Below are 25,930 nucleotides of genomic sequence, written 5' to 3' on the forward strand. Positions count from 1 at the left end.
CGCCGATCAATGCTCGCCGGACACACCCGTCAACAGTCTTACCGCGTGCACCAGGGCGGGGCCGGCGACTGCCAGACCTTCGGTGACGCCTGCCACCGATCCGGGCAAGTTGACGACGAGAGTCGAGCCGATCACGCCGCTCACGCCGCGGGAGAGCATCCCGTGGGGATTGTCGCCGAACGTGGCGGCACGCATGGCTTCGGAGATCCCCGGCGCGGGGCGCTCGATCACCGAAGCAGTGGCCTCGGGGGTGAGATCCCGGGGCGCCAGCCCGGTGCCGCCGGTGGTCACCACCAGTACTGCACCGTCGGCGACCGCCCCCCGGATGGCGCCAGCCACCGGCTCGATTCCGTCAGAAACCACCCGCAGCTCGGGTGAGAAGCCGAGTGCCTCCAACGCGGCGAACGCGGCCGGTCCCGAACGATCCTCGGCTTCGCCGCGGCTCACCCGGTCCGAGACCGTGACCACTACCGCCTTCATCGGCGCCACTCCCCCGACGATCCACCCGCCTTGCTGAGGAGCCGCACCGGGCCGATCTCGACGCCGTGATCGAGTCCCTTGACCATGTCGTAGAGGGCGACCGCCCCGATGGCGGCACCGGTCATCGCCTCCATCTCGACGCCGGTGCGGCCGGTGGTGGCCACGGTCACCACGATGCGCGCACCGTCCGCCATTTCCTCCACCTCGACGCCGATGGAGGTGAGGGCCAGTGGATGGCACAGCGGGATCAGGTCCGGCGTCCGCTTGGCGGCCATGATGGCGGCGAGGCGGACCACGGCGAGCGCATCCCCCTTGGGGAGGCCGCCGGAGAAGAGGGCGGTGCGGATCGCGTCGCTCATCGTCACGATCGCCTCGGCGGTGGCGCGGCGATCGGTGACCGGCTTGTCGCCGACGTCGATCATGCGGGCTCGACCGGACTCGTCGAGGTGCGACAGCTCACTCATGACAGAGCCTCCTTCATCGTTCGGGTCTCTGGATTTCCGAACCACTCCACGGTGATCATCTCACCCTCGGCGGTGTCGCCAACACCGACGGGGATCACCCCGAACACATCCGCCACCGCCATCGCCGACAGGACGTTGGACACCTGGGTCCCGGCCCCCACGACCTTCGGTGCCCCGTCGCCCTCGACGAGCCGCATCCGGAGAAACACCGTCTTGGACGGATCGGTCGACAACGCCTCGCCGCACTCGACCCTTGACTGCGGTCGAAACAGCCGGGTCGCACCCATGCGCCGCAGCAACGCAGGCCGGACGAACTGCTCGAAGGCGACGAACGCCGATACCGGATTGCCGGGGAGTCCAAACAAGGGAACCCCGTCGATGACCCCGAAGGCGAACGGCTTTGCCGGTTGCATGGCGACGCGCCACAGGTCGACCGAACCGAGCTCACCGAGGATCTCCTTGACCAGGTCGTGGTCCCCCACCGAGACGCCACCGCTGGTGACGATGGCGTCGGAGCCGGCCACCGCCTCGGCGATCGTGGCTCGCAGGGCAACCGGGTCGTCGCCGACGATGATCGGTCCGTGTACCTCGGCGCCGAGCTGCTCCAACAGCCCGACCAGCATCGGCCCGTTGGCATCACGAATGGCACCCGGGGTGAGCGTCGTCGTCGCCGGGTCGGTGACCTCGTCACCGGTGGAGAGCACGGTGACCGTCGGCTGAACCGCCACCCGCGGCTCGGTGACTCCGAGCGACGCCAGTACTCCCAGGTGAGCGGCCGACAGCCGATCGCCAGTGGAGAACACTGTCGTTCCCTCCGCCACGTCCCCACCCCGCGGACGGACGTGGGCCCCGGGGGGCACCGTCCGCTCGACGCGGACCCGGTCACCGTCGACGGTCGTGTCCTCCACCATCACGACCGAGTCGGCTCCGTCCGGAATCGGTGCGCCGGTCATCACCCTGATGGCGGTGCCTTCGGCGACTGCCCGCGAGGCGACCCGTCCGGCGGGGACATCATCGACGATCAGGAGATCCACCACGCCGGAGGCCAGGTCGCTGCTTCGCACGGCGAACCCATCGACCCCCGAGTTGGCGAACGGTGGGACCGGGTGAGGAGCGGCGACGTCCTCGGCCAGGATCCTCCCCAGGGCCTGCGACAGCGGCACCGTTTCCGACCCGAGCGGAGCCATGGCGGCGAGGACCTCACGCTGCGCATCGGAGAGCGGCTTCACCGCGGTTCGAGGCTGTTCTCGGCGCCCGAGATGAGCCTCCGTATGTTGGCGCGATGCCGACCGACGACCAGCACGATCGTCGCTGCACTCCACACCAGCGACCATCCGTCGTTGCCCAGCCACCAGAGTGCGGGCACATAGAGCGCAGCGTTGACCAGCGAGCCGACCGATGCCTTGCGGGTGATCACGGTGAGCAACGCCCACAGCCCGGCGAACACGAGACCCAACATCGGCGCCAGCCAGAGGACGCCGCCGCCGGCGCTGGCGACGCCCTTGCCTCCCCGGAATCGATGCCAGACCGGGAAGCAGTGACCGACCACCGCGAAGAAGGCGCAGGCGAAGGCAGTGGTCTTGTCGACAACGAGCCCGCCGAGCATCGCAGCGACGAACCCCTTGGCCATGTCTCCGACGACCACCACCGCGGCCGCCTTGCGACCCATGCTGCGCAGGACGTTTGACGCACCTGGGTTGCCGCTGCCGTGGGAGTAGATGTCGACCCCGAACATCCGCGGGACGATCACGCCGAAGTCGATGCTGCCGATCAGGTAGGCACCGGCGACGACGATGGCAGCGATAGGGTCCACGGCGGCGAGTCTAGGAACCGCCCGACCGACGCCCTCGAGCGGTTCACGGCTCGGTAGCCGCCACCAGCATCCCGGCGCGTTCGGCGGCGGCGACCAGCGGGGCCATCTCCCCGGGAACGGCGACCAGCGACGGTGTGTAGTCCAGGGAGAATCGGTCGCCGCGCTGGGCGGCGACCACGATCCCCGGGATGCTCATCGGCGGCTCCACCACCACCAGCATCACCGCGGTACCGACGGCGGACCGCGATGGCAGGTCGACGGGCACTGCCCACCACCCGTCCGGCACGGTTGCTACCGGGGCGATCATCGACGGTGTGATCGGATCACCCGCCCCGATGGCGATGGCGGCGGCCCCTGCGCCCAGATCGGGCGCAGGCAGGGCACCGAGCGGCAGTGACCGCCACTCGATGACCTCGTCGGTGAACGCTCCCCCGGGCGGGATCGCACGCGCCGCGAAGGGGTACGGCTCGGTCGCCGCCGAGCGCAGATCCCAGACCAGGGCGAAGAGCACCAGGAGACCCGCACCGATTCGTCGTAGATGCGGTGGACGCTGCAGCCAGTACACCGCGGCACCGTATCGGGCGACCCGCCGCCCGGGAAGGGGTCTGGCGGACGGTCACCGCTATCGTCCCACCGATGGTCACCGCTGCCTTCTGGGGCTTCATCCAGGGCATCACCGAGTTCCTCCCGATCTCATCGAGCGGTCACCTCTCGCTCGTCCCTGCCCTGTTCGGCATGGTGGAGCCCGACCTGGCGACGACCGCCGTCCTCCATCTGGGAACCCTGGCAGCCGTCGTCTGGTTCTACCGCCGCGAGGTGATCGGCCTCGTCACCCGGCCACTCGCCGCCGACAACCGCCACCTGTGGATGCTCCTGATCATCGGCACCATCCCGGCGGCGATCGCCGGCCTCACCCTCGACGGACCACTCGAGATCATCTTCTCGGAGCCGTGGATGGCGGCGGTGGCCCTCATCGTCACCGGAGTCATCATCGGCCTGAGCCGCTGGCTGCCGCTCGGCAATCGCCGGGTGAGCGACGCCCGGATCCCAGATGCCCTCATCGTCGGCATGGCGCAGGCGGTGGCTTTGGTCCCGGGCATCAGCCGGTCCGGGATGACGATCACCGCCGGACTCGCCCAGGGCATGACCAGGGTCGAGGCAGCGCGTTTCGCCTTCTTACTCGGTATCCCGGCTATTGCCGGCGCCGGGCTGCTCGAGGGGCTAGACCTGATCGACCGGGGCGGATTCGAGCCGTCGCTGCTCGTCGGTGTCGCCGTGGCTGCCGTCACCGGGTACGCCGCCATCTCGTTCCTGGTGCGGCTCATCGCCCGCATCGGGATCGCGCCGTACGCGATCTACTGCATCCTGTTCGGGCTGTTCGCCTACCTCAGGCTGTGAGGGGGCGAGCCTATTCGCTCACCCCCTGACGCTCAGCCCGGCGCTCCAGATGCGCTCACCGGTGAACAGCTTGCGCTCCGGATCCCACGGGAAGTAGATCCCGACCCGGAACTCGACGCGCTCGCCGGTCGGTTCCTGCCCGAGCCACGGCCCCAGGCTGGTGCCGTGGACGTCGGCCATCTCGAACACACCCTGCGGGCCGATGACGATGTCCGAGAGTTCGAATACGATGTCGGGAAAGGCTCCGAGCAGACCCGTGTAGAAGCGCGTGGCGCCCTCGTGACCCTCCCAACGGTGGCCCGAGTCGACCAGCTCGTACACACAGTCCTCGGTGAGGGTGGCGAGCAGCCCGGCGATGTCGCGGGCGTCCTCGGCCTTGCTGTGCTGCTTCCACAGCTCGCGCACCTCGTCGTAAGCCTCGTCGCTGACGGGTCGGCGCAACAGCTCGAGGACGGCTTCGTCGGCCACGGGATACTCCTCAGGTTCGGGATCCGATCGTACCCCGAGGGGCGAGGGGCGAGGGGCGAGTTCGCTCGCCTCTATCGCTCGCAGGGTCACGGACTCCGCCGACACCGTCGCCTCCAGGGCTATTGATTCGGGACCGACGAGAGCATACGGTCTCCGCATGCCGCGCTCCACGAGCGCACGGCTGGCGGTGCTGCTGATCATCATCCCAATCGCTCTCGCTCTGCGAACCGCGGCGCGCGCCGACGACCGGTGTGTCGTCACCCCGACCGGCATCAAGTGCTCGTTTGGGGGCGCGACCACCTCGACGACGGTCACCACCACCAAGCCGCCGCTCCGCTACCTGGTGATCACCGCGAGCGGGTCCGGGTCGTGTTGGTACTGGTCGCGGTACCCACCCGGTCTCGACTCACTCGATCCTGCCAACGACCAGGCCATCATCTTCACCAGGGCCGCTCGTCCCCGGTGCGTCTCGGCACGGCCACCGACCACGACGATCAACACCGGCTCGATCGCCTGGGGCGTCTTCCGCTCCTGGACCCTGGCGACTCCCTCCCCGCGCCTGAGACCGACCGTGGGGATCACCAACCTGGACAGCGTGCTGACGGCGCCGCGGCCCACGCCCCTTCGTCACCGCGAGACCCTTCCCGACAGACGGGTGCTCGAGGTGGAGGCTCGGGTGATCTCGGTGCTCGTGGACTGGGGCGACGGTACGCCCACCTTCGCCCACGACCCGCCAGTCGCCGCCGGAGGCGGTGCCCGCCACGCCTACCGGCTCAAGACCTGCACCCCCACCTACCGTCGCAACCACCCACGAGGCGCGGCCTGCCATCCGACGCTGGCCGCATACCGGATCACGGTCACCCACTCATGGCAGGGCCGCTACCGCACCGGCGGGTCGTGGACCGTACTCGGAACCATCCCCCGCTCGACCACGAGGTCCTACGACGTCGACGAGGTCTACGGCGTCCCGGTAGCGCCGTAGGAAGGGGGGAGGCCAAGCGCTACGTGGGCCCCGCGACGCGTCAGCCCTCCCCCCCCGTCATCGGCCGGCGGCCGATGCCACCTCCCCCTTCAGGGGAGGGGACCGCAAACACGCCGTCGCCTTCCGCAATCGGCCTATGGCCGCTGGACCTCTATCGCAGGCCGGTACCCTCGTGTCTCATGTCCACGACCACGATCGCGGTGCGGTGGGGCGAGCTCGACCCGTATAACCACGTCAACCACGCCACCTACCTGACTTACTGCGAAGAGGCGCGCATCGGCGTCCTCGACGGCATCGGGTGGGACATGGTCACGCTGGAACGGGCGGGCTTTCGGGTAGTGGTCGTCGGCATCGACGTCGCCTTCAAACGCCCGGCCGGGCCGGGCGACAGCCTGGTCGTGACGACCACCCTCGCCGACCTCGGGGCGTCGGCGAGCACCTGGCGCCAGGTCATCACCCGCAACGGCGAGGTACTGGTCGAGGCGACGGTGCGCGCCGCCTGCACCGACCTCGACGGCAAGCCGGTACGCACGCCGCAAGAGTTCCGCCAGGCGCTCGAGCCACTGCTGGAGCAGGGATGACCGACCCAAGCCTGCCACCGGCGGCGATCGCCGAGGCGCTCGACAAGGCAGCGGTGGCGTGGCTGACCACCGTGCGCCGCGATGGTCAGCCGCAGGCCTCCCCGGTGTGGTTCGTCTACGACGACGCCGGATTCACCATCTACAGCCGACCCGACGCTCAGCGGCTGCGCAACATCGGCCGGCATCCCCGGGTGTCGCTGAACCTGGACAGCGAAGAAGGCGGCCGCGTGGTCACCGTGGAAGGCATCGCCGTGATCACCGACGGACCCCCGAGCGATGCTCACCTGAGCTACCGGGAGAAGTACCTCGAACGGATGACGAGAATGGGGTACACGCCAGAACGCTTCGCCGCCGAATATTCGTCGGTGGTGCGGGTGGTGGCCACCCGATGGAGGGTCGATGTTTAAGAAGCGAGTCAAAGCCACCCACCTCGACACTCTCGACGAGCTCGAGGCGCTCACCGCCGAGGGCAAGCCGGTGCTCATCGACTTCTTCCAGGTGGACTGCAGACCGTGTCGGATCATGTCGGGAATCGTCGACGAGTTGGCCGAGGAGTTCGCCGACACCGCCCATGTGGTCAAGGTCGACGTCCGTCGCGTCCCAGGGGCGGTCGCTGCGTTCACCATCCGTTCCACACCCACCTTCGTCCTCCTGGGCCGGTCGCAGCGCACGCCATCGAAGAAGGCGCGTAAGCGCGCCGGGGGTGCGCCGGCGGTACAGCCGGCGTCGGTGTCGCCGAGGTGGCGCGCCTCGGGACTGGTCAAGAAAGACGACCTGGCGAGAGTGCTGGAAACCAACGGAGCCACCCGCGCCGGGTAGCCTCCAGCGACATCGTGGTCACCGACGTCACCCCCGACGCCGACAATTCATCGCTCAGCGGCCTGACCGATGCCGACGTTCGTCAGCGCATCGCCGCCGGGGCCGTCAACCGGGTCGACGACGGACCCACCCGCACCGTCGGCGACATCATCCGCAGCAATGTCTTCACCCTCTTCAACGTTCTGCTGAGCGTCCTCCTCGCCGTCATCCTGGTGGTGGCCCCACCCCAGGACGCTCTGTTTGGCGTCGTCCTGGTGAGCAACGCCCTCATCGGCATCGTTCAGGAGCTCCGAGCCAAAAGGACTCTCGATCGTCTGGCCTTACTCAATGCGCCGCGTGCGGTGGTGATACGCGACGGGTCCAGGTACGAGGTCCCGGTGGATCAGGTGGTGCTCGACGACCTCCTCGTGGCGTCCGCCGGCGACCAGATCGTCGTCGACGGGGTCGTGGTCACTAGCGAGAGCCTCGAAGTCGACGAGTCGCTGCTCACCGGTGAGGCCGACCCGGTGGCCAAGCAGCGAGCCGACGAGGTTCTCTCCGGCTCCTTCGCCTCGGCGGGTTCCGGCGTTTACAAGGCGCGGCGGGTCGGCAACGATGCCTACGCCGCCCGTCTGGCTCAGGAAGCGAAGAAGTTCACCCTCGTCAGGTCGGAGCTGCGCAAGGGCATCGACGTGATCCTCGCCGCCATCGGGTGGGTGATGACCCCGACCATGGCACTGCTCATCTGGAGCCAGCTGCGAGCCAACGACGAGCTCAAAGAGGCGATCCGGGTGGCCGTCGGTGGCATGGTGGCGATGATTCCCCAGGGCCTGGTCCTCCTGCTGTCGGTCGCCTTTGCCGTTGGCGTAGTGCGTCTCGGGCGCCGCCAGGTGCTCGTTCAGGAACTGCCAGCAGTCGAGGGACTCGCCAGGGTCGACGTCGTCTGCTTCGACAAGACGGGGACCCTCACCGAGGGTCGCCTCGCCGTGGACGAAGTGGTGGCACTCATCGATGCACCCATTGAGGAGGCACTCGGAGCGCTCGCCGCCAACGACACCAGCCCCAACGCGACCACGCAGGCGATGCTGGAGGCATTCCCTCCCCCCTCTGGCTGGCGCCAGATCGCTGCCGTGCCCTTCTCCTCGGCGCGCAAGTGGGCGGCGACCGAGTTCGACGGCAGAGGCACCTGGGTGCTCGGTGCTCCGGAGATGGTCTCGTCGAGCGACCAAGCGATCGCCGAGACGATCCGCACCGCCACCGCGGCCGGCAAGCGCGTGGTCTTGCTCGCTCACAGCCCGAACGCGTTGGACGGCAACACCTTGCCGGCGGGGTTGATACCGGCGGCAGTGGTAGCCATCAGCGATCAGATCCGGCCAGAGGCCGCCGAAACGCTCGCCTTCTTCGCCGAGCAGGAAGTGCAGGTCAAGGTCATCTCGGGCGACCATCCCGACACGGTCGCTGCCATCGCCGCCAAGGTGGGGCTCTCCGGGAAGGTCATCGATGCCCGAACCCTCCCCGAGGAGGGGCCGGAGCTGGACCGTGCCGCCATCGAAGGCACCGTCTTCGGACGGGTCACCCCCCACCAGAAGCGGGCCATGGTCGGAGCTCTCCAACGCGAGGGCCGGGTGGTGGCGATGACCGGCGACGGGGTCAACGACGTCCTGGCGCTCAAGGACGCCGACATCGGCATCGCCATGGGCTCGGGCTCATCGGCTTCGCGGGCGGTGGCCCAGTTCGTACTGCTCAGCGGAGACTTCGCCACGCTCCCCCATATCGTCGCCGAGGGCCGTCGCGTCATCGGCAACATCGAACGGGTCGCCAACCTGTTCGTCACCAAGACGGTGTACTCCTTCTTGCTGGCCGTGTTGGTCGGCATCTTCTCGCAGCCGTTCCCGTTCGTCCCGCGACACATGACCCTGGTGGGGACGATCACCATCGGGGCACCGGCGTTCTTCCTGGCTCTCGGCCCGAACACCACCAAAGCGAGGCCAGGCTTCGTCGGGAGGGTGCTGCTGTTCGCCGTCCCCGTCGGGATCATGGCCGCCCTGGCCGCCTACGCCGCCTACAACCTGGCCATCGACGAGGGCCTCGCCCTATTGGAGGCCCGCACGCTCGCCACCTTCGTGATCACCTCCGTCGGGCTGTTCGCCCTGGTGATCAACTCGCGACCGCTCACCTTCGGCCGCCGGGTCCTGGTCGCCACCATGGGCGGGTTTCTGGCGCTCGTCTTCCTCACCCCGGGGGGCCGTGAGTTCTTCGAGTTCGGGCTCCCGAGCCCGGTCATGATGCTCGCCGGTCTCGGCATCGTCGCCATCATCGGATCGATGCTCTACGCGGCCCTGCGCGCCGTCGGCTGGATGGCCGACGTACCCGACCTGCTGCGACGCGAGCTCGAGGAACAGGGCCGGTTGGGTGGTGTCAGGCGGGGTATGAGTCGCCTGCGACGCCGGTCGGCCCGCGTCGGGGGCGCCCCCGACGACGATCTGGGGTAAACGGGTCGCCCCTCCTACGATGCCCCCATGGCCATCACCGACCGAACCGTCATCGACCTCACCCCGGAGGCGATCACCACCATCCTCGAGATCAGGGCCTCGGAGCCCGATGCCGAGGAGCTGGCGCTCACCGTCGGCATCGCCGGCATCGCCAACCTGCAGTTCCGGTACGAGCTGACCTTCGTCCCCGTCGAAGACGTGGGTGAAGACGACGTCCTCCAGCACTTCGGTGATCTACCGGTCGCCGTTCTCGGCGGCAGCGCCGACAAGCTGGAAGGCGCCACCATCCTCATCAAGGAAGGCGGCCTGAGCATCGACAACCCCAATCCGGTGTCGCCACTCATCGACGGCGCCGCAGGCGAGCTGACCGGTCCGCTCGCCGACAAGGTGCGCACCATCCTCGAACAGCACATCAACCCGGCGATCGGCTCCCACGGTGGCACCGCCCAGCTGGTCGCCGCCGAGGGCGACACCGTGTACCTGCGACTCGGTGGCGGCTGCCAGGGCTGCGGCATGGCCCAGGTGACGCTCCGCCAAGGCATCGAGGCAGCCATCAAGCAGGCCCTCCCCGAGGTGAAGCACATCATCGACGTCACCGACCACGACGCTGGAGTCAATCCGTACTACGAGGCCGCCGGCGCGGGGCACGGGCATGAGGGGCACAGCCACTGAGAGAGCTCATGGCTCATGGCTTATGGCCAGAGGCTGAGTACTTGGTACTTGGTACTTGGACACCGTTCGAAACGGGCACCCCTTCTGACTCTCCTCCCCCGTAGGGGGAGGTGGCAGCGGCCGAAGGCCGATGACGGAGGGGGAGGGCTGACGCGTCGCGAGGCCTACGTAGTGATCGCCCTCCCCCCTCCCCGCCTTCGGCGGTACTCCCCCCTACGGGGGGAGAGAGTTTCCCTCGGTACACCTGCGGTTGGCTATCTGTTTTCTCTGACCCTCGCCCCTCGCCCCTCGCCCCTAGCTACTCGCTACTCCCCCGCCCCTCGCTACTTCCTCCACCTGGTCGATGGCGGCTACCACGGTTCTGATCTCGTCGGCGAAGCGCTGGCGGCACTCCAACTGGTAGGCGTCTCCCCCGGCGAGGAGGCCCCGATTGGCGGCCAACTCGATGGCGCTCTCGAAGATGGCGGACGACACGGCTTCCGGGCTACGGATGCGCCGCTGGAGGGTGTACTGGGCGCCCCGGGTCAGGCACGATGCCACCAGGTCCTCCTTGGTGACAGGATGCCGGTAGTCGCGATCGACCAGGTCCTCGGCCACGAGCAGATATGCCTCGAAGATCGGGCGCATCACCCAATGCGCGGTGAGCGGTGAGCGGGCACGCAGCACGGCCTCGGCGTCGGCCGACGATCGCAGCGTGCCCCGACCCGGAGCCTCGAACTCGACTTCGGCGCGGACCTCGTCGGCGAACTCGTCTCGTCCGGCGAAGAAGAACTCGAACTTGAGCAGGTCTCGGAGCCGACGAGCCGCCTGGTCGAAGGCGGCATCGGTCGCCCCGGTGGAACGGGAAGCCTCGACGAGGGCCAGTTCGACGATGGCTCCGGTGGTGAACCAGTGGATGATCGTGTTGCGATAGAAGGCGGCGGCCAGGTGCCGGTCGGCACCGATGGCGTAGACCGTGTCGGGTCCCTTGTCGTATCGCGTGACCACGCCGTGTTCGACCAGTGCGTTCAGCGCAGCCCCGACGGCCGCCAGATCGTCGAATTGGATGGGCTCGGTGACCGGCAGGCCGCGGCGTTCGACGACGTCGAGGTACGCCCGCAGCCCGGCGGAGGTCTCGGCGACGGTGACCGCCCGGTCGCTGGCGCCGAGGAGGGCCAGGGCGACCAGCGAGATCGGGGTGATGGGCGTGGCCCGATTGATCCGAACCATCACCTCGAAGCCGAGCTTGGCGACGTCGATCGGCGTGCCCTCCCCGTCCGGGTCGACGCGTTCTTCGCGCAGCGAGTCAGCCAGTGATATCGGCTCGCCGAAGCGCAGGTAGATCCGCCCGTAACGCCTACGCAGTGAGTTGAGCACCCGCAGCATCCACCCGAACGACTCGCGCTCCTTGGCCTTGCCTCGCTGCTCGTCGGCATGAGCCCCGACGTCCTGGATCTGGTCGTAGGCGATCGAGGTCGGGATGAGGATCACATCGTCGCTGGCCCCGTTGCGCCAGGCGTCGACCACATAGGTGAGCATCCCGAACCGGGGTGCCCGCAGCTTTCCGCTGCGGCTGCGCCCGCCCTCCATGTACCACTCCAGGGGAAAACGCTTGGCCAGCAGGTACCCGATGTACGCCTTGAGGACGTACTTGTAGGTCGGGTTGTCCTTGAACGAACGGCGGATGAAGAATATGCCGTGACGCCGAAGCAGCGGGCCGACCGGGAAGAAGTTCATGTTGATACCGCCGGCGGCGTGGTTGGGCGGCAGGCCGTTCTCATAAAGTACGTAAGTGAGCGCCAGGTGATCCATGTTGGACTTGTGGCTCGGCACGAAGGCCATTGGCTGCTCCCGGCCAATGGCGGCGACCCGCTCGAGGTCGTCGGCGTCGTACTGGATACGGTGGTGGTAACCGAGGGTGTAAACGATCCGGATGAGCGCTGCCACCAGGTCGAGGACGAAGGTGCTCGGAGTCGCCGCGATCTCCTTCAGATAGGTGGCCGCCTGAGCCTCCACCGCGTCGAGATCCTCGCCGGTTGCACGGGCGACCTCGGCCAGGCCGGCCCGGAACCCGCTACTCGATAGGAGGTCCTCGGCGAGGAACCTCGGCACCTTGTACCGGTTCCCTCGCATCCTGCGTTCGGCGACCTCCAGGGCCAGAACTCCTTGCAGGTAGGCGAACTCGGCGAATTCGCGGTCAGTGCCGTCTCCAAACCGATCACGGAGCTGCGAGACGGTGGCCGGTTCGCCGGTCATCACCCGCGCCCGGTCCGGGCGCAGGCGGATGATGATCTCCTGGAGCAGCCGGTTCGGATCGCGGGGATCCCCCAGGGTGATCAGGTCGATGAGCCGTGGCACCCGACGCTTGCGACCCACCGGGCTCATCCAGGCGACACGTACCGGAATGAGCATCGGGTCGTCGGACCGGTCCAGGATCCCGGCGATGGCGCTGGCGCCGTCACCGGCGCGTCGGCGACGCGAGCCAGGGAGTCGCACCACCGCCGAAGGGACTCCGGCGGGACGATGCTCGGCGAGCCAGCGCTCGATCATCCGCTCCTCGACCGAACTCGAGGCGTCGACCAGGAAGCAAACCGGTCGGCCAGCCGGATCGGGGAAGGGGCGTGAAGGCTCGGGCACCGCGGCAAGGGACATGGAGGAGAAGTGTCGACCGCCGAGGGTCGGGAGTCAACAAGAATCGACGCTGCGACGCACAACGCTTGACGCTCAACGCAAGAGGCGGGTCCAGCTACCAGCTACCGGCTACCGGCTACCGGCTACCGGCTATCTGCCATCCGCCATCTGGAGCGGCGAAGCCACTCAGCGCGGTCCCATCCTCGCTGCTGCGTCGAGGCGGATGACTTCGCCGTTGAGGAGGGCGTTCTCGACGATGTGGACTACCAAAGCGGCGAACTCGTCGGGGTGGCCGAGCCGCTTGGGGAAGACGTGGACCGCGGCCAGCTGTGCCTTCAGGTCGGGAGACACGGCGTCGAGGATCGGCGTGTCCATGATGCCGGGGGCGATCGTCATCACCCTGATGCCGTACGAGGCGAGGTCCCTCGCCAGCGGCAGGGTCATGGCGGCGATCCCGCCCTTGGAGGCCGAGTACGCCGCCTGGCCGATCTGGCCCTCGAAAGCAGCGACCGATGCCACGTTGACGACGACACCGCGCTCGCCATCGTCGTTGGGGTCATTGGCGGCCATGTGGCGAGCAGCGTGCCGGGTCACGTCGAACACTCCGACCAGGTTGATGTCGATCACCAAGCGATAGAGGTCGAGCGGGAACATCTCCCCGTCCCGGGTCAACACACGGTGTGCCGGAGCCACCCCGGCGGCGTTGACGCACAGGTCGATCCCGCCCAGCGCCTCGGAGGCCCCATCGACCGCAGCGGCGACGTCGTTCGCATTGGTGACGTCGGCGGCCACGAAGACGACACCGAGTTCGTCGGCCACCTCGGCGCCCTTCGACGAGGCCAGATCGAGGATCGCCACCGACGCCCCGGCCGCAGCCAGCCGCCGCACCGTCGCCTCCCCCAACCCGGATGCACCACCCGTCACCAACGCGCGCAAACCTTCAACCTTCATCGACTCGCCTCCCAGTCAATCGCAGTGTCAGAGCCAGCGGCCCTGGTCACCCCGACGGTACCCGGGTCGCATCTGGCTAAAGGCTGAAACCTGTTAGCTAAAGGCTGGCGGCCAAAGGCCGCCCTACACATGCCCCGGCGGCCGGGGGATGCCGGCGACGGTACGACCCCGGTCGGCGAGGATGCCCTCGGCGATCTGTTCCAGGGAGTCCATGAGCCACAGGTAGGCGGCCTTTCCCTCCCGGAAGTCGGCCTCGGCCATTCCCTGGATGCGCCCCTGCTCCTGGAGCTCGCGTACACCCCGAAAGTTGTTGCGAGGCTCGGTGGTGTACACCCCGAACGTCTTGCCGCCCCGTTCGTTGACGATGGCGAACGAGGGCACGTCGCTCGGTCCATCGGCGATGTAGATCATGTTGCGAATCGGCACCCGTCGCTGATCCTCGCTCACCCGGGCGTTGACGTCGATGGCCTGTCTATTGACTCCCTTGTTGATCTCGAAGATCGCCCGGGTCTTGGCGGTGTTGTCAATCATGTAGCCGATGGCGGTGATCGGGTGGCCCTTGCCGTCGACGTCCAGCCGGGTCTGCGACCCGGCGGCGTTGAAGCCGGGCGGAGCCGGCTTCTCGATGAAGGTGTTCGCCCAGATGCCATCGATGTGGGCGGCGATCACGCTGCCCTCGATCATGGGACGGATCCCGGTCGACACGACATAGTGCTCCACGGTGATGCCCTCAGAGCCATACCGGTCGTCCTCGGCGATCCGCCGGCGGGTCGCCTCCAGGAAGTCGGGGATGCCCGGCGCCGGGACGATCTCCTTGCCCAGCTCGAACAGCTTGGCGTTGGTGAGACCGTCGAAGATGCCCGCCTGGACGTAAGTGAGTATGTGGAGGAGGTAGGCGGTGTCCCGGGCGACAAGGGTGCCCCGGCGGGCGTAGTAGTCGACGAGACCGTCGACCTCCTGCCAGAACTCCTGGTCGTCGACGCCGTAGTGGGCGAACAGGGGCTCCTGCTGGTTGCCCGGGATCAGGGTGCGATCGAAGTCCCAGATGAAAGCGATGTGCGTTTGGGTGAACAGCGGTACCGGCATGGCACCCGTCAGGGTACTTCGGGACCCCCGAACCGAACGGTCTCACCGTCACGCCACCAGGGCTGCAGCGTCAGCGGCTCACCGCGCAGCGCGCGATGGGCCTCGCCCATTCTCGACGCCGGTACGACGACACACAGGGCCACCCCGCTCCCGTCGACCTCACGGGCCATCGGTGCGAGATCGGCGAGTGGCTGGTCGTCGTGAGGGAACCATTCGACGAGACCCTGGGTGGGAGCGAGGACGGCGATGCCATCGAGGCCCTCGATCCCGGTATAGCGAGCGAGTGGTTGCTCGATCACCGAGCCCTCATAGTGGAGGTGGATCGAAGCCGCGGTGGTGGCAGCGGCACGATGATCGACGGCCGGGGTGAAGGATTCGGCGAGAACCATGAACCGCTCCGTGATCGAGTTACAGGATTGTAGTTTAGGCGGCCGGCACGACGCGTGCTGGGAGGTCGCGATTCGCAATTCGCGATTCGCAATTCGCAAGAGGCGACGGGCGACGGGCGACCGCTCTACCGTTCCCCCGTGTCGCTCCACCTCTCTGAATTCGACCGCTCGTTCCTCGAAGGCGACCACGGTGAGGCAGGTGCCCTCGCCATGCGCATCCTGGTTCGGATGGCCGAGGCGGGCGGAGCCGAGCGCTTCATCGACATCACGTCAGCACACCTCGACTCGTGCCTCTATCACGGCGAGGCGGGCCTCGACTTCGCCGAACGCCTCGCTGCCACCGGCGGACGGGTGCGGGTCCCCACCACCCTCAACGTGTCATCGCTGGACCTGCTGCACCCGGAGCTGTTCCGGGGCGATGCGACTCTCGCCGATCACGGCCGTCGACTGATGGCCGCCTATGTCGCCATCGGCGGGGAACCCACCTGGACGTGCGCTCCGTATCAGAGTGCCCGCCGACCGGCCTTCGGCGACCACATCGCCTGGGCGGAGTCGAACGCCATCGTGTTCGCCAACTCGGTGCTCGGGGCCCGCACCGACCGTTACGGCGACTTCATCGACGCCTGCGCCGCCATCACGGGTCGGGTTCCGGAAGCCGGCCTTCACCTCGACGAGCGGCGAGCCGCCCGGGCGGTGTTCAGACTGGAGGGTCTGCCCGATGGATTGGCGCGGTCGGAGGCGCTCTACCCGGTGCTCGGTCACCTCGTCGGCGGTGCCACCGGCACGCTGGTCCCCGTCATCACGGGACTTCCGCCGGAGGCGTCGGAAGACGATTTGAAGGCGCTCGGTGCCGCGGCCGCTTCCTCGGGAGGGGTGGCCATGTTCCATGCTGTCGGCGTCACCCCCGAGGCCGACACCCTCGCCGACGCTCTCCTCGGCGGTGAACCCGATCTGGTGATCGATGTCTCCCTGGACGCACTCCGCTCGGCGTGGGCCGACCTGTCCACCGCCACCGACGGCCCGCTGACGGCGATCAGCGTCGGAACTCCCCACTTCTCCGTCGACGAGATGCGTCGGATGGCGCTGCTCTTCGACGGCCGGCCCGTCGCGTCCACCGTGAGTGTCTACGTGAACACGAGCCGTGAGGAACTCGCCGAGGCCGCCGCCGACGGGACCGCGGGTCGCCTCCGGGAGGCCGGGGTTCGGATCGTCACCGACACCTGCACGTACATCACGCCGATCATGGGTGACCTCGACGGGGTGGTCATGACGAACTCGGGCAAGTGGGCGTACTACGCGCCGGGGAACATGGGGGTCGAGGTCGCCTTCGGGACGCTCGAGGATTGCGTCGAGTCGGCGATCGCCGGACGGGTCGTCCGCGACGAAGCGGTGTGGCGTGGCTGACCGGGTACTCCTCCCCGGAGACACTCAGGGCACCGCCCTGGTACTCGACGAGCCCCTCTCGATGTGGGGTGGACTCGACCCTCACTCGGGCCGCATCATCGACCGGCGCCACCCGCAGGTGGGCGAGACGGTCACCGGCACGATCCTCGTGATGCCCACCGGGCGCGGTTCGTCGTCGTCGGCGAGCGTCATCGCAGAGGCGATACGCCTCGGAACGGCCCCGGCAGCGATCGTCATGGTCCACCCGGACGACATCCTTCTTGTAGGGGCGGTGGTCGCCGAGGAGCTGTACGGGATCACCTGCCCGGTGGTCGTGGTCGACCGGATCCGATTCGACGAGATAGCCACCGGCGACTTCCTCGCGGTGGGACCCGACGGTTTGGAGCAGAATGAGTGACCCATGCCGACGATGCACGACTACACCGTGGTCCCGACCGGCCCGCCCCGCGCCCTCCGCCGCCGGGGATGGGCTCCTGCTCGTCGAAGCCTGCCTGGATCACACCCGCGACCAGGGGGCGGCGCTGCTGTGGTGCCGATCGTCGTTCGATGCCGTCGGCTTCTTCAAGGCCATGGACTTCGACTCCATCGGTGAGACGGTCGGCGATGGCCGCACCGTCGCCATGTACCGCAAGGTGACCGCGCCGACGCGCTTCTGGGCGCTCTGAGCCCACCTACCACGGCGCTCCACCTGGCTGACGGTGCACCGGGTCCTCGCCCGGATGTGACCCGACTCCGGACGCGAAAGAGCCGGGAGACACTTCAGCGTCTACGACGCTGCCACGGGCGGACCAGACTCGTGGATCTCCCGACTCCGGTGGTCCAGGTTTGGAGTCGCCACCACCGGGAAGTCTCCCGGAGAGCGGCCACCCCGTGGCTGGCCGCTCTAGCGCCCGACCACCTCCGGGGTCCTGGGAATACTGAAACTCACTGTTGGACCACCTCCTTTCTCCGTAGCCACGAGATTACCCGTCTTCGCCCGCTGGCGATACACCCTTCCTCACTTTGAGAATCAGCCCGATCCGTGGCAAGGTTCGTGCCGTGAGTGACCACTCGATCTCGAAACTGGCAGGCGGCCGGGTGCGCAAGACCTACGGTGAAGGACGGGTCTGCAGCGCCGACGGCTGCGCGACGAAGCTGTCCGCGTACAACAAGAACGAGCACTGTTGGAACCACTTCCAGCCGATTCCGAGGCCGGCTCGAATCCCCACCCCCACCTCCAACAACTGAGCGATACGCTCGGGGGATGATGGGAGACGGGTTCGTGGCCGTCGCCGCCGTCAACGCCTTGGGGCCAATCGGCCAGAGTCCCGGCACCCCAGCGGCGGCGACTGACCGTCAGGGGGTGCGCGAATAGGTCGCCGGCTTCGTCATGTTTCGGCTTGCCACAAGCCGAAACATGATCCCGGGGGCGAACCTATTCGCGCACCCCCTCAGAACTGGAGGGCTGCCGCCGACCAGTGGAAACCGGCGCCAAACGCGGTGAGCACGACCAGGTCTCCCGGGTTGATGCGGCCCTCCTCGCGAGCCTCGGCTAGCGCCAGTGGCACGGTCGCCGATCCCGTGTTGCCGTAGCGGTCGACGTTGACGTAGACCTGTTCCTCGCGCAGACCCATCTTCGCGCGCACCGCCTCGATGATCCGCAGGTTCGCTTGATGGGGAATGACCAAGGCGATCTCCTCGCGCGCCCGCCCCGCCATGTCGAGCACGGTGGCTGCCGCCTCGCTCATCCGCTTGACCGCCTGGCGATACACCTCGCGACCGTTCATCACGATGTCGTGGTGACCGTCCTTCTGCGCCTCTTCCAGGCTGAACGGACGCCGGGTACCGCCGGTCTCGAGGGTGAGGATGCCAGCGTACGAGCCCTCCGTCCCCGACGTGGCGGCGAGGAGCTCGGCCTGCACTCCGTCACCATCGCCGAGCACCACCGCGCCGGCACCGTCGCCGAACAGGATGCAGGTGGTGCGGTCCTTCCAATCCATGAGCCGGGAGATCAGTTCGACGCCGACGATGAGGACCCTCTTGGAGGTGTCCCGTACCCGGGCGCGGGCGATGTCGAGGGCGAGAACGAATCCGGCGCAGCCGCTCCCACCGAGGTCATACGCGGGGACGGTCCGGGCACCGAGTCGGTCCTGAAGGTGGGCGGCCGTGTCGGGGGTGTACACCTCGGGAGTGTCGGTGGCGACGATGATCTCGTCGATGTCGGTGGCGGTGAGGCCCGCATCGGCGATCGCCTTCTCGGCTGCCGCTGCTGCCAGGTCGACCGTCGACTCGTCGTCGGCGGCGAAACGTCGCTCCCGTATCCCGGTGCGCTGGAGGATCCACTCGTCGTCGGTGTCGACGAGTTCCGACCAGTCCTGGTTGGTCATCACCCGGCTCGGGGTGTATGCGCCGAATCCGAGCAGGCCGATCTTGGTCGCCACAGGTATCCCCTCAGCAGGTTCTGTCGCAGACTACCGCCGGGGATGACCCCGTCGCCCGCCTGTCGGGATTGGTGTCCACACCGGGAGCGGCGAGAATGCAGCCGTGGAACTATTCCTCGGCAGTCTGCTCATCTTCGCCCTGCGCATGGTGGATGTCTCGATCGCCAGCGTGCGCATCGTGACCCTCATGCGCGGCCGGATCGGCATCGCCGCCATTCTCGGCTTCTTCGAGTCGGCGGCCTGGGTGGCGGCAGCCGCTCTCGTGTTCGGCAACCTGGACAACCCGGTGCGGGTGGTGGCCTTCGCCGCCGGCTTCGGCTTCGGCACCCTCCTCGGTGGCGTGATCGAACGGTGGCTGGCGATGGGCACCTCCCTGATCCGGGTGGTGACCACGGCGGAACCCGGGACCCAGCCGCGGGTGGCCGCTGCGCTGCGCGACGCGGGCTTCAAGGTGACCGTTCTCAACGCCGAGGGCCGAGACGGGGACGTGCGGGTCACCCTCATGGTGCTCCCCCGGCGCAGCGTCAAGGCGGCGCTGGGCATAATCGCCGACGTCAATCCTGAGGCCTTCACCACGGTGGAGGACATCACCGTTCCCGAGATCCAACGGCACAAGCGCACCGGCGTTCGCAAGTAGCCCCTTCTTCCGATCCACCGGTCAGCACACCGCCGGCCACGGATCGCACAGAACCCGACGAGGGGCGACCGCCGGACGCAGCATCATCCGGGCACTTCGAGGAGGACCCTGGTCCCGGCGTTGGGGCGACTGCTGATGTCCAGCGTCCCCCCGACGAGCTGGGCCCGCTCGTGCATGCCGATGAGCCCGAGCTTGCCCGCCTCGGGGAGCTCGGCGAGGTTCTGCGGAGGCTCGAAGCCGCAGCCGTCGTCGGTCAATTCCAGGCGAACCAGACCCGGCTCGAACGTCAGCTCGACCGCGACCGTCTCGGCTGCCGCATGGCGCTCAACGTTGTGTAGCGCAGCCTGACCGATGCGGAAGACGGCGAGCTCCGACTCAATCGGAAGACGCCGTGATTGACCGATCACGCGAAACTCGGCGGCGAGCGCGCTGCGCTGGCGCACCTGGGTGACCAACTGGTCCAGCGCCGAGGACAGCCCGAGTTCGTCCAGGGTCGGAGGGCGCAGGTCGCGACTGAACCTCATCATCCCGGCGACGGTCTGTCCGGCGAGATCGGTGAGCTCGCGCAGCTCCGCGGCCGCCGGGTGGTCGTCGAGGCTCAAGGCGAGGGCTGCGAGACTGCGTCGGATGACGACGACGTTCTGCGACGCCTCGTCGTGCAGCTCACGGGCGATGCGCTTGCGCTCCTCCTCCTGCGCCTCGGTGATCAACCTGGCGTAGGAGCGCAGCCGGTTGCGCCTGCTCTCCGTCAACCGTTCGTTGGCTATGGCGATCGCCAGGTGACTGGCCACGCCGGTGAGCAGTCGATGGTCACCGCCGGTCAGGGGCCGTTCCGGATCGACCTTCGTTGCCAGCAGGCCGCTCACGCGGCCGTCGGACCCAGACCCGGGGAGGTCGGCGGTGAGGGGAACGACCACGATGCCCACGCCGGAGGACACCGAGGGGGCACCATTCGCAGGCGACCGCCGCTCATGCAGGTAGGCGGTCAGGGCAGCGTCGGCAGAAGCGCCACCGGGGTGACATGCGAGCACGGAGAACTCCGCTCCCGGCTCTGCCGAGTCGGCGACGGCGACACACGCCGCCTCGAGTCCGAGCAAGTCGAGCAGTCGGCGCAGTGTCTCGTCGAGCGTCGACGGCAGGTCCGCCGTCAGCGTGAGGGTGGCGATGCTGTCGAGCAGGGCGAGGCGCTGGCTCGTGGCCTCGGCCCGTCGCCGCTGCTGGCGCTCACGGTCCACCGGAAACGACATGACGATCCCGACGACGATGACCACCGCGACGTAGAGGACCTCGAGCCACTCGAAGTCGGCCCGATGCCAGATCAGGAGGTTTGGCACCGTGAGTGCGGCACTCCACAGGCCCGTGAGCACGGCCCCTTCCGTGCCAAACCGCAGGCTCGCATAGCTGATCGGACCGAGGTAGAGGATGACGGGAACGTGGTGCAACGCCGCCGGGAGGTCCAGCTCGGCCTGCCGGGCGATCATCTCGGCCAGGACGTGGGTAGCGGTGACGCCCAACACGCCAGCCTGGGTGATCCAGAACGGCCGCTCGCGGACCCGTTGCGGAAGGTTGCCGATCAACGTGACGATGCGCTCCAAGAGGGGGCGTTCCGGGGACGGCACCACGATCGGAGTGTCGGTCACGGCGGAGGTTCGAGCTCGTCGATCGTGAACCACCCGTGGCGCAGGCCGCGGTAGATCGCCTCGGTGCGCGAGCCGACGTCCAGCTTGCGGAAGATGTGGCTCAGGTGCGCCTCCACGGTCCGGACGCTGATGTCGAGGGTGGCGCAGATCTCCTTGTTGGCCATCCCGCGGGCCGCCAGCTGGAGTACCTCGAGCTCGCGATCGGTCAAGGGCTCTTCGACATCGGAGTGCCTCTGCCCTTGCTCGCCCGACGCCAGCAGGGCGAAGACCTTGTGAACGATCGTCGAGTGGAGCACCGAGTCGCCGGCCCGGATCGCCTTCACCGCCTCGATGAGCTGGCTGCCCTCCACGTCCTTGAGGAGGTAGCCGGCGGCGCCGGCCTCAATCACCGTCAGGATGAACTGGATGTCATCGTGCATCGTCAGGATGAGCACGCCCACGAGGGGGTGGCTCGCCTTGATCCGTCGGGTGGCTTCGATCCCGTTGATCCCCGGCATGCCGATGTCGATAATGGCGACGTCGGGCTCATGACGAGCCACGGCCGCCACTGCCGCCTCTCCGTCCGTAGCCTCGGCGACCACCACGATGTCGCCGGTCGCTTCGAGGATCCGGCGCGTGCCCTCACGCACCAACGCGTGGTCCTCGGCGAGGATCACGCGGATGGGCCCATCCGCGTCAGGCCGATCTTCCACCGCTACTGCCCTCCGGCTCTTTCGTGACGGTACCAGTGGGGCGACCTGCCATCGCCACCCGGCCCGTGGTCACGCCCCCTGGCGCGCCTGCCAGCGGGCCACGGCGGCGACCCGACGTGGAGCCTCCTCCCGGGCGAAGTCGCAGTCGGGCGGGTCGCTGCACCCCGGGTTGCCGTCCCCGGTATAGAAGTTGTAGACGCAGATCGGGCAGAACACGTCGAGCGCCTCGGGCAGGTAGGGACAGCCGTAGTAGTTGCAGGCCCGCCAGCCCTCGCCGGTGGCGAAGTCGTAGGTGCACGAAGGGCACCGCGAGAAGCCGAGGGCGCGTTCCAGCGGCCGCTCCGTGTCGGGTCGTGGGCGACCCATGGCTGACCTCCTCTCTAGAAGAACACGATCCGCAGAACGAAGGCGAACAGCGCCATTCCACCCCAGGCGAGCGCAGTGAGCCCGACGAGGAATCCCAGCCCGATCAGGGGCAGGCGCAGCTCGCGGGGCCTGCCGAAGAACCATCCGGCGAGCATGAGATAGAAGGGCGCGAACACGACGCCGAGGAGGAGCCATAGGCCGTAGTTAGGCGAACTCATCGCTCCCCCTCTCCCAGCTCGACGAGCGGAAGGGCCTTCGCCGCCCCGAGGAAGAACAGCACGACGATGGCCAGGGCACCGATCACCGACGACAGCTCGACCCACGAGGGCGTGTATGTGCTCGGCATCCCTTCGTACAGCGTGAAGGCCGGATGCATCAGGCCCTCGATCACGAACAGGGTCTTCTCGATGAGGATGGCGAGCACCGGTAGAACGGCCACCGCGGCGGTCCGTCCGACGCTGAAGAGCCGCGGCGACAGCGCCTGGGCACCCGAGTGCCCGACGGTGAGGGCCAGCAGCGTCATGGCGAACCAGAAGAGGGGCGACCCCACCTTGGCGGCGATCGCCGACCCGACCGCGTCGGGTGCCATGGCTGCGCCGGTGATCACCTGCTGGAGCTGCAGCCAGAGGTAGAGGAGCGCGAAGAGCCCGGTCCACCGCGATAGGCCGTCGAAGACCCGGTCGGGGATGATCTCCTCCCACCGATAGACGCGCCGAAAGACGTAGGCGAGGATGGTCACCGCGGCGAGTGCCGAGCTCAGTGCCGCCGCCAGGAACTGCGGGCCCTGGGCGGGCCCGAACCACGCCGGCTGTCCGGGCAGCAGGGCGAAGAGCCAAGGGATCACGCCGCCGTGCAGAAACAGCGGGGCGAGCACGATCACGCCCAGCGCCAGCCACCAGGCCATCCGCTCGGACTTCGGCCGCTCCTCGGGCCGATAGCCGACGAGCACCGCCCGGTACAGCGGTGCGAACGCGCCGGGCAGACGGTTGCGGACCTCGAAGAGGTCGTGGCGGATGGTGAGGGCGAGGTAGGTGGCGGTCAGCACGAAGTAGAGCGTGATGACGACGACGTCCCACGCCAGCGGCGAGCTTCGGATGGTCTGACCGAGGTTGGGCAGGATGCTCGTCACGATCCGGTCGGGCCGGCCCACGTGGAGGATGATGTACAGGCCGGCGTTGGCGAGTGCGGCCAGGGTCAGCAGCTCCGCCAGGCGGGCGACCGGCTTCAGCCCGTCCAGGCCGAACAGTCGCACCGCCGCAGAGACCACGATTCCGCCGTGAGCGATACCGACCCACCAGATGAACGAACCGACGTACAGGCCCCAGGGCACGCCACCACCGGTTCCCCAATCGCTCAGGTTGGTCACGACGAGCCCGTGTCGGAGCTGGAATACCCACGCCTGCACGAACCATAGGAGGGCGATCAGGGCCGCGCCCAACACGATGAGGTATCGCGGCGACGGCCTGCCCAGGGGCCGCAGGACGGCGGCGCGCCGGCCCGCCGGCACCTCATCGGGCTCGCTGGCGCGGTCTTTCTCGACCATGACGTCCATACTCATGCCCCGCCTCCGATCCGCTGGAACCACGGCTGCGGACCTTTGAGCAGCCCACGGCGGTCCTCGACGAGCCCCCAGGATTCGTAGGACACCGGTCCCTCCACGAGCGCCGCTCGGGACGACGGCGGCGCGCCGATGTAGACGACGTTGGGCTCGGTGCCGAGATCCTCGAGCAGCCTGAAGGTCGGCAGTCTCCCGCTGCTGTCGGCACGGCGCTGCGCGAGGTACCGGTTCGGTGCGCTGTCGGGATCGTTCATGTCCCCGACGTGAATCGCGTTCATCGGGCAGGCCTCGGAGCACGCGGTCCCGCCGCGGCGCTCCGGGTCGTCCTGGCGCAGCGGGCAGAACGTGCACTTGCCCATCACCCCCCGCGGGGGGTCGCCGTCCACGGCGATGCCCCTGGCATCCCGGCGCTCACCCTGGAAGCTGCCGCCGTACGTCGCCGGGTCGCCCCACTGGAAGTAGTTGACCCCGTAGGGGCAGGCGACCTCGCAGTAGCGACAGCCGATGCACACGTCGTAGTCGGTCAACACGAGACCGTCCGACGGTCGCCGGTGGCGCGCCGCCGTGGGGCACACCTTGATGCACGGCGCCTGCGTGCACTGCTGGCACACCCGGACGAGGAACTCCGTCCGATCGCTGTCCGGCTCCTGGTAGGAGAACACGTAGGGCCACAGCACGCCGTCGGCGAGCCCGTTCTCCTCCCGGCATGCATCGACGCAGTAGAGGCAGCCGTCGCAGCGCTCCAGGTCGATCACCATGCCGTATTGGACCGGCGTGGTCGCGCCACCCGCCGCGCCCGCCGCGCCGGCGCCGGTCGCCGACCCCGGTGGCTTGAATGCGGAGTTCGCCAAAGCGCCACGGCGGTAGAGCGCGCCCAAGAAAAGCACGCCGGCGGCGGCGCCTCCGAAGGCACCGAGGAACTCGCGGCGTGAGACGATGCGCGGCTCCTCGGGCGGTCGACCGTCCTCTTCGGCTTGATCGTCTGCATCGGGCGAGTCGGGGCGGTCGTCCCGGCCGAACTGCTCGACGTAGGCGTCGTGGTAGCGGCGCCCGAACTCCTCGGCGGACAGCTGGTCGGCGATGACCCGCTGGGCGTCGCGGGCGACCTGGGTGCCCAGCTCGACGTCGTATCCCGACTCCTCCAGGACGGCGCGCGCCCGAGCCTCCCACAACGACTGGGAGTCGACGGTGTCGGACCGCTCGGCCATCTCCTCGCCCTCCTGGCTCTCCGGTATGGTTACGACGTCACGTTGATCGTGGCGACCTGGCCACTCTCGTAGTGGCCCACCAGGTGGCAGGCCATGTACCAGGTGCCCGGCCGGTCGATGAGGACCTCAAGGTCGCGGGTCTCCCCCGGGGCCACGGTGACCGCCATGAGGTCCCCGTGGTGGCCGTCATCGTCGCCGCCGTGCCCATCATCGTGATCCCCGGCCGCGGCGAACTCCTCCTGCATGTGCGCGTCGCCGACCATGGCCTCGTGCACGAGCCTGCCGGTGTTCGTGAACCGGAGGATGACCGGCACACCGGCCCTGATGTCGATCGTCTCCGGCACGTACCCGAACTCGACCATGTCGACCTCGATGACTTCGACGACGTCGGCCGCCTGATCCGCCTGGTCACCGCCGTGCCCACCGACGGGCATGCCGGCCAGCCACGCGTAGACGCCGTTGGACAGGTCGTGCTGGCTGCCGTGCACCGCCCCCAGGCCGTCACGAGCCCCATCCACATCCCCCGCCTCCAACGCCGCGTGCAACCCGGCCACGTCGGCGCGGAAGGTGGCGGCGACGTCGCTCAGATCGTGCGGCCACTCCACCGCGTCCACCGCAGCGAGCACCTTCGCCACCGAGCCGGCATCACGCCCCCCGACCTCGGTCGCCTCCGCATACTCCTCCTCCATCCCATGGAACCCGAACGAATCCACCACATACATCCCGAGCAACACCGCCGACGTCGAGCCGTCCGGCTCTGCCGATTCCAGCCACGCGTAGACGCCGTTGGACAGGTCGTGCTGGCTGCCGTGCACCGCCCC

30 protein-coding genes are annotated in these 25,930 nt (G+C 68.4%); 12 read left to right on the forward strand and 18 right to left on the reverse strand.

Annotated elements, in window-relative coordinates; translation table 11 throughout:
• Positions 1–6 precede the first annotated feature (6 nt).
• Genes WEA29_04625 through WEA29_04645 form a run of 5 tightly spaced genes read right to left on the reverse strand, consistent with a single transcriptional unit; the run spans position 7 to position 3,322 of the window.
• Positions 7–480 carry a MogA/MoaB family molybdenum cofactor biosynthesis protein gene (locus tag WEA29_04625; protein ID MEX2323037.1) on the reverse strand — a complete coding sequence of 158 codons (474 nt, stop codon included), beginning with the start codon at positions 478–480 and terminating at the stop codon, positions 7–9.
• On the reverse strand, positions 477–944 hold the full coding sequence (gene moaC, locus WEA29_04630; GenBank protein MEX2323038.1) for a cyclic pyranopterin monophosphate synthase MoaC: 468 nt from the start codon (positions 942–944) through the stop codon (positions 477–479). Before moaC ends, WEA29_04625 begins: the two co-directional genes overlap by 4 nt.
• Positions 941–2,173, reverse strand: a complete 1,233-nt coding sequence (gene glp, locus WEA29_04635) for a gephyrin-like molybdotransferase Glp (GenBank protein MEX2323039.1) — start codon at positions 2,171–2,173, stop codon at positions 941–943. Before glp ends, moaC begins: the two co-directional genes overlap by 4 nt.
• Positions 2,170–2,757, reverse strand: a complete 588-nt coding sequence (gene plsY, locus WEA29_04640) for a glycerol-3-phosphate 1-O-acyltransferase PlsY (protein ID MEX2323040.1) — start codon at positions 2,755–2,757, stop codon at positions 2,170–2,172. Before plsY ends, glp begins: the two co-directional genes overlap by 4 nt.
• 43 nt (positions 2,758–2,800) lie before the next feature.
• Positions 2,801–3,322 carry an SAF domain-containing protein gene (locus WEA29_04645; GenBank protein ID MEX2323041.1) on the reverse strand — a complete coding sequence of 174 codons (522 nt, stop codon included), beginning with the start codon at positions 3,320–3,322 and terminating at the stop codon, positions 2,801–2,803.
• Positions 3,323–3,393: 71 nt separating this feature from the next.
• Here WEA29_04645 and WEA29_04650 point away from each other — a divergent pair, with 71 nt between their 5' ends.
• A complete protein-coding gene (locus tag WEA29_04650; GenBank protein ID MEX2323042.1) occupies positions 3,394–4,155 on the forward strand; it encodes an undecaprenyl-diphosphate phosphatase in 762 nt (253 codons plus the stop codon).
• Between the two features lie 18 nt (positions 4,156–4,173).
• Here WEA29_04650 and WEA29_04655 read toward each other — a convergent pair whose 3' ends face one another.
• Positions 4,174–4,782 carry a nuclear transport factor 2 family protein gene (locus WEA29_04655; GenBank protein MEX2323043.1) on the reverse strand — a complete coding sequence of 203 codons (609 nt, stop codon included), beginning with the start codon at positions 4,780–4,782 and terminating at the stop codon, positions 4,174–4,176.
• Here WEA29_04655 and WEA29_04660 point away from each other — a divergent pair.
• From WEA29_04660 to WEA29_04685, 6 genes are all read left to right on the forward strand, one after another.
• A complete protein-coding gene (locus WEA29_04660) occupies positions 4,781–5,605 on the forward strand; it encodes a hypothetical protein (GenBank protein ID MEX2323044.1) in 825 nt (274 codons plus the stop codon). The two genes, WEA29_04655 and WEA29_04660, sit on opposite strands and share 2 nt — an antisense overlap.
• 179 nt (positions 5,606–5,784) lie before the next feature.
• The gene (locus WEA29_04665) at positions 5,785–6,186 is read left to right on the forward strand and encodes a thioesterase family protein (protein MEX2323045.1); all 402 of its coding nucleotides are present in this window, start codon (positions 5,785–5,787) and stop codon (positions 6,184–6,186) included.
• Positions 6,183–6,593, forward strand: a complete 411-nt coding sequence (locus WEA29_04670; GenBank protein ID MEX2323046.1) for a TIGR03667 family PPOX class F420-dependent oxidoreductase — start codon at positions 6,183–6,185, stop codon at positions 6,591–6,593. Before WEA29_04665 ends, WEA29_04670 begins: the two co-directional genes overlap by 4 nt.
• Positions 6,586–7,005, forward strand: coding sequence for a thioredoxin family protein (locus WEA29_04675; protein MEX2323047.1), 420 nt, complete (start codon positions 6,586–6,588; stop codon positions 7,003–7,005). The genes WEA29_04670 and WEA29_04675 overlap by 8 nt, the downstream gene beginning before the upstream one ends.
• A gap of 14 nt (positions 7,006–7,019) precedes the next feature.
• Positions 7,020–9,476 carry an HAD-IC family P-type ATPase gene (locus WEA29_04680; GenBank protein ID MEX2323048.1) on the forward strand — a complete coding sequence of 819 codons (2,457 nt, stop codon included), beginning with the start codon at positions 7,020–7,022 and terminating at the stop codon, positions 9,474–9,476.
• 27 nt (positions 9,477–9,503) lie between these two features.
• Positions 9,504–10,148 (forward strand): NifU family protein, encoded by a 645-nt coding sequence (locus WEA29_04685; protein ID MEX2323049.1) that lies wholly within the window; start codon positions 9,504–9,506, stop codon positions 10,146–10,148.
• Positions 10,149–10,442: 294 nt separating this feature from the next.
• Here the strand turns inward: WEA29_04685 and WEA29_04690 are convergent, their stop codons facing one another.
• The 4 genes from WEA29_04690 to WEA29_04705 form a co-directional block, all read right to left on the reverse strand.
• Complete coding sequence (locus WEA29_04690; protein MEX2323050.1) at positions 10,443–12,779, reverse strand: glycerol-3-phosphate 1-O-acyltransferase; 2,337 nt, start codon at positions 12,777–12,779, stop codon at positions 10,443–10,445.
• A 165-nt stretch (positions 12,780–12,944) separates the two neighbouring features.
• Positions 12,945–13,709: an SDR family NAD(P)-dependent oxidoreductase gene (locus tag WEA29_04695; protein MEX2323051.1), complete on the reverse strand. Its 765-nt coding sequence runs from the start codon at positions 13,707–13,709 to the stop codon at positions 12,945–12,947.
• 123 nt (positions 13,710–13,832) lie between these two features.
• Positions 13,833–14,795, reverse strand: coding sequence for a haloacid dehalogenase-like hydrolase (locus WEA29_04700; protein ID MEX2323052.1), 963 nt, complete (start codon positions 14,793–14,795; stop codon positions 13,833–13,835).
• Positions 14,796–14,803: 8 nt separating this feature from the next.
• Positions 14,804–15,184 (reverse strand): hypothetical protein, encoded by a 381-nt coding sequence (locus tag WEA29_04705; GenBank protein ID MEX2323053.1) that lies wholly within the window; start codon positions 15,182–15,184, stop codon positions 14,804–14,806.
• A 138-nt stretch (positions 15,185–15,322) separates the two neighbouring features.
• Here WEA29_04705 and WEA29_04710 point away from each other — a divergent pair, with 138 nt between their 5' ends.
• The 4 genes from WEA29_04710 to WEA29_04725 all read left to right on the forward strand — a co-directional run bounded on the left by WEA29_04710 (position 15,323) and on the right by WEA29_04725 (position 17,815).
• Positions 15,323–16,588, forward strand: coding sequence for an aconitase X catalytic domain-containing protein (locus WEA29_04710; GenBank protein ID MEX2323054.1), 1,266 nt, complete (start codon positions 15,323–15,325; stop codon positions 16,586–16,588).
• The gene (locus tag WEA29_04715; protein ID MEX2323055.1) at positions 16,581–16,985 is read left to right on the forward strand and encodes a DUF126 domain-containing protein; all 405 of its coding nucleotides are present in this window, start codon (positions 16,581–16,583) and stop codon (positions 16,983–16,985) included. Before WEA29_04710 ends, WEA29_04715 begins: the two co-directional genes overlap by 8 nt.
• A complete protein-coding gene (locus WEA29_04720; protein MEX2323056.1) occupies positions 16,978–17,253 on the forward strand; it encodes a hypothetical protein in 276 nt (91 codons plus the stop codon). Before WEA29_04715 ends, WEA29_04720 begins: the two co-directional genes overlap by 8 nt.
• Before the next feature lie 373 nt (positions 17,254–17,626).
• The gene (locus tag WEA29_04725; protein ID MEX2323057.1) at positions 17,627–17,815 is read left to right on the forward strand and encodes a hypothetical protein; all 189 of its coding nucleotides are present in this window, start codon (positions 17,627–17,629) and stop codon (positions 17,813–17,815) included.
• A 203-nt stretch (positions 17,816–18,018) separates the two neighbouring features.
• On the opposite strand, the gene WEA29_04730 is transcribed toward WEA29_04725, so the two are convergent.
• Positions 18,019–19,008, reverse strand: coding sequence for a beta-ketoacyl-ACP synthase III (locus tag WEA29_04730; GenBank protein MEX2323058.1), 990 nt, complete (start codon positions 19,006–19,008; stop codon positions 18,019–18,021).
• 103 nt (positions 19,009–19,111) lie between these two features.
• On the opposite strand from WEA29_04730, the gene WEA29_04735 reads away from it, so the two are divergent.
• On the forward strand, positions 19,112–19,645 hold the full coding sequence (locus WEA29_04735) for a DUF5698 domain-containing protein (protein ID MEX2323059.1): 534 nt from the start codon (positions 19,112–19,114) through the stop codon (positions 19,643–19,645).
• Positions 19,646–19,728: 83 nt separating this feature from the next.
• Here the strand turns inward: WEA29_04735 and WEA29_04740 are convergent, their stop codons facing one another.
• From WEA29_04740 to WEA29_04770, 7 genes are all read right to left on the reverse strand, one after another.
• Positions 19,729–21,285 (reverse strand): sensor histidine kinase, encoded by a 1,557-nt coding sequence (locus WEA29_04740; GenBank protein ID MEX2323060.1) that lies wholly within the window; start codon positions 21,283–21,285, stop codon positions 19,729–19,731.
• Positions 21,282–21,977 carry a response regulator transcription factor gene (locus tag WEA29_04745; protein MEX2323061.1) on the reverse strand — a complete coding sequence of 232 codons (696 nt, stop codon included), beginning with the start codon at positions 21,975–21,977 and terminating at the stop codon, positions 21,282–21,284. The genes WEA29_04740 and WEA29_04745 overlap by 4 nt, the downstream gene beginning before the upstream one ends.
• A gap of 69 nt (positions 21,978–22,046) precedes the next feature.
• Positions 22,047–22,343 (reverse strand): hypothetical protein, encoded by a 297-nt coding sequence (locus tag WEA29_04750; protein ID MEX2323062.1) that lies wholly within the window; start codon positions 22,341–22,343, stop codon positions 22,047–22,049.
• 14 nt (positions 22,344–22,357) lie between these two features.
• On the reverse strand, positions 22,358–22,561 hold the full coding sequence (locus WEA29_04755; protein ID MEX2323063.1) for a hypothetical protein: 204 nt from the start codon (positions 22,559–22,561) through the stop codon (positions 22,358–22,360).
• Positions 22,558–23,901: an NrfD/PsrC family molybdoenzyme membrane anchor subunit gene (gene nrfD, locus WEA29_04760; protein MEX2323064.1), complete on the reverse strand. Its 1,344-nt coding sequence runs from the start codon at positions 23,899–23,901 to the stop codon at positions 22,558–22,560. The genes WEA29_04755 and nrfD overlap by 4 nt, the downstream gene beginning before the upstream one ends.
• Positions 23,898–25,109 carry a 4Fe-4S ferredoxin N-terminal domain-containing protein gene (locus tag WEA29_04765; GenBank protein MEX2323065.1) on the reverse strand — a complete coding sequence of 404 codons (1,212 nt, stop codon included), beginning with the start codon at positions 25,107–25,109 and terminating at the stop codon, positions 23,898–23,900. The genes nrfD and WEA29_04765 overlap by 4 nt, the downstream gene beginning before the upstream one ends.
• A gap of 29 nt (positions 25,110–25,138) precedes the next feature.
• Positions 25,139–25,930: hypothetical protein (locus tag WEA29_04770; GenBank protein ID MEX2323066.1), on the reverse strand; the 792-nt coding region annotated here is incomplete at its 5' end.

The sequence above is a fragment of the Acidimicrobiia bacterium genome (genome assembly GCA_040902765.1).
Classification (GTDB): domain Bacteria; phylum Actinomycetota; class Acidimicrobiia; order Spongiisociales; family UBA11373; genus DATKBG01.

Bases quoted from the DNA above. Each gene is read 5' to 3' on its own strand.
- WEA29_04625 (MEX2323037.1), bottom strand. From the start codon at position 480: ATGAAGGCGGTAGTGGTCACGGTCTCGGACCGGGTGAGCCGCGGCGAA.
- moaC (MEX2323038.1), bottom strand. From the start codon at position 944: ATGAGTGAGCTGTCGCACCTCGACGAGTCCGGTCGAGCCCGCATGATC.
- WEA29_04650 (MEX2323042.1), top strand. From the start codon at position 3,394: ATGGTCACCGCTGCCTTCTGGGGCTTCATCCAGGGCATCACCGAGTTC.
- WEA29_04660 (MEX2323044.1), top strand. From the start codon at position 4,781: ATGCCGCGCTCCACGAGCGCACGGCTGGCGGTGCTGCTGATCATCATC.
- WEA29_04655 (MEX2323043.1), bottom strand. From the start codon at position 4,782: ATGCGGAGACCGTATGCTCTCGTCGGTCCCGAATCAATAGCCCTGGAG.
- WEA29_04665 (MEX2323045.1), top strand. From the start codon at position 5,785: ATGTCCACGACCACGATCGCGGTGCGGTGGGGCGAGCTCGACCCGTAT.
- WEA29_04670 (MEX2323046.1), top strand. From the start codon at position 6,183: ATGACCGACCCAAGCCTGCCACCGGCGGCGATCGCCGAGGCGCTCGAC.
- WEA29_04675 (MEX2323047.1), top strand. From the start codon at position 6,586: ATGTTTAAGAAGCGAGTCAAAGCCACCCACCTCGACACTCTCGACGAG.
- WEA29_04685 (MEX2323049.1), top strand. From the start codon at position 9,504: ATGGCCATCACCGACCGAACCGTCATCGACCTCACCCCGGAGGCGATC.
- WEA29_04690 (MEX2323050.1), bottom strand. From the start codon at position 12,779: ATGTCCCTTGCCGCGGTGCCCGAGCCTTCACGCCCCTTCCCCGATCCG.
- WEA29_04695 (MEX2323051.1), bottom strand. From the start codon at position 13,709: ATGAAGGTTGAAGGTTTGCGCGCGTTGGTGACGGGTGGTGCATCCGGG.
- WEA29_04700 (MEX2323052.1), bottom strand. From the start codon at position 14,795: ATGCCGGTACCGCTGTTCACCCAAACGCACATCGCTTTCATCTGGGAC.
- WEA29_04705 (MEX2323053.1), bottom strand. From the start codon at position 15,184: ATGGTTCTCGCCGAATCCTTCACCCCGGCCGTCGATCATCGTGCCGCT.
- WEA29_04720 (MEX2323056.1), top strand. From the start codon at position 16,978: ATGAGTGACCCATGCCGACGATGCACGACTACACCGTGGTCCCGACCG.
- WEA29_04750 (MEX2323062.1), bottom strand. From the start codon at position 22,343: ATGGGTCGCCCACGACCCGACACGGAGCGGCCGCTGGAACGCGCCCTC.
- WEA29_04755 (MEX2323063.1), bottom strand. From the start codon at position 22,561: ATGAGTTCGCCTAACTACGGCCTATGGCTCCTCCTCGGCGTCGTGTTC.
- nrfD (MEX2323064.1), bottom strand. From the start codon at position 23,901: ATGAGTATGGACGTCATGGTCGAGAAAGACCGCGCCAGCGAGCCCGAT.
- WEA29_04765 (MEX2323065.1), bottom strand. From the start codon at position 25,109: ATGGCCGAGCGGTCCGACACCGTCGACTCCCAGTCGTTGTGGGAGGCT.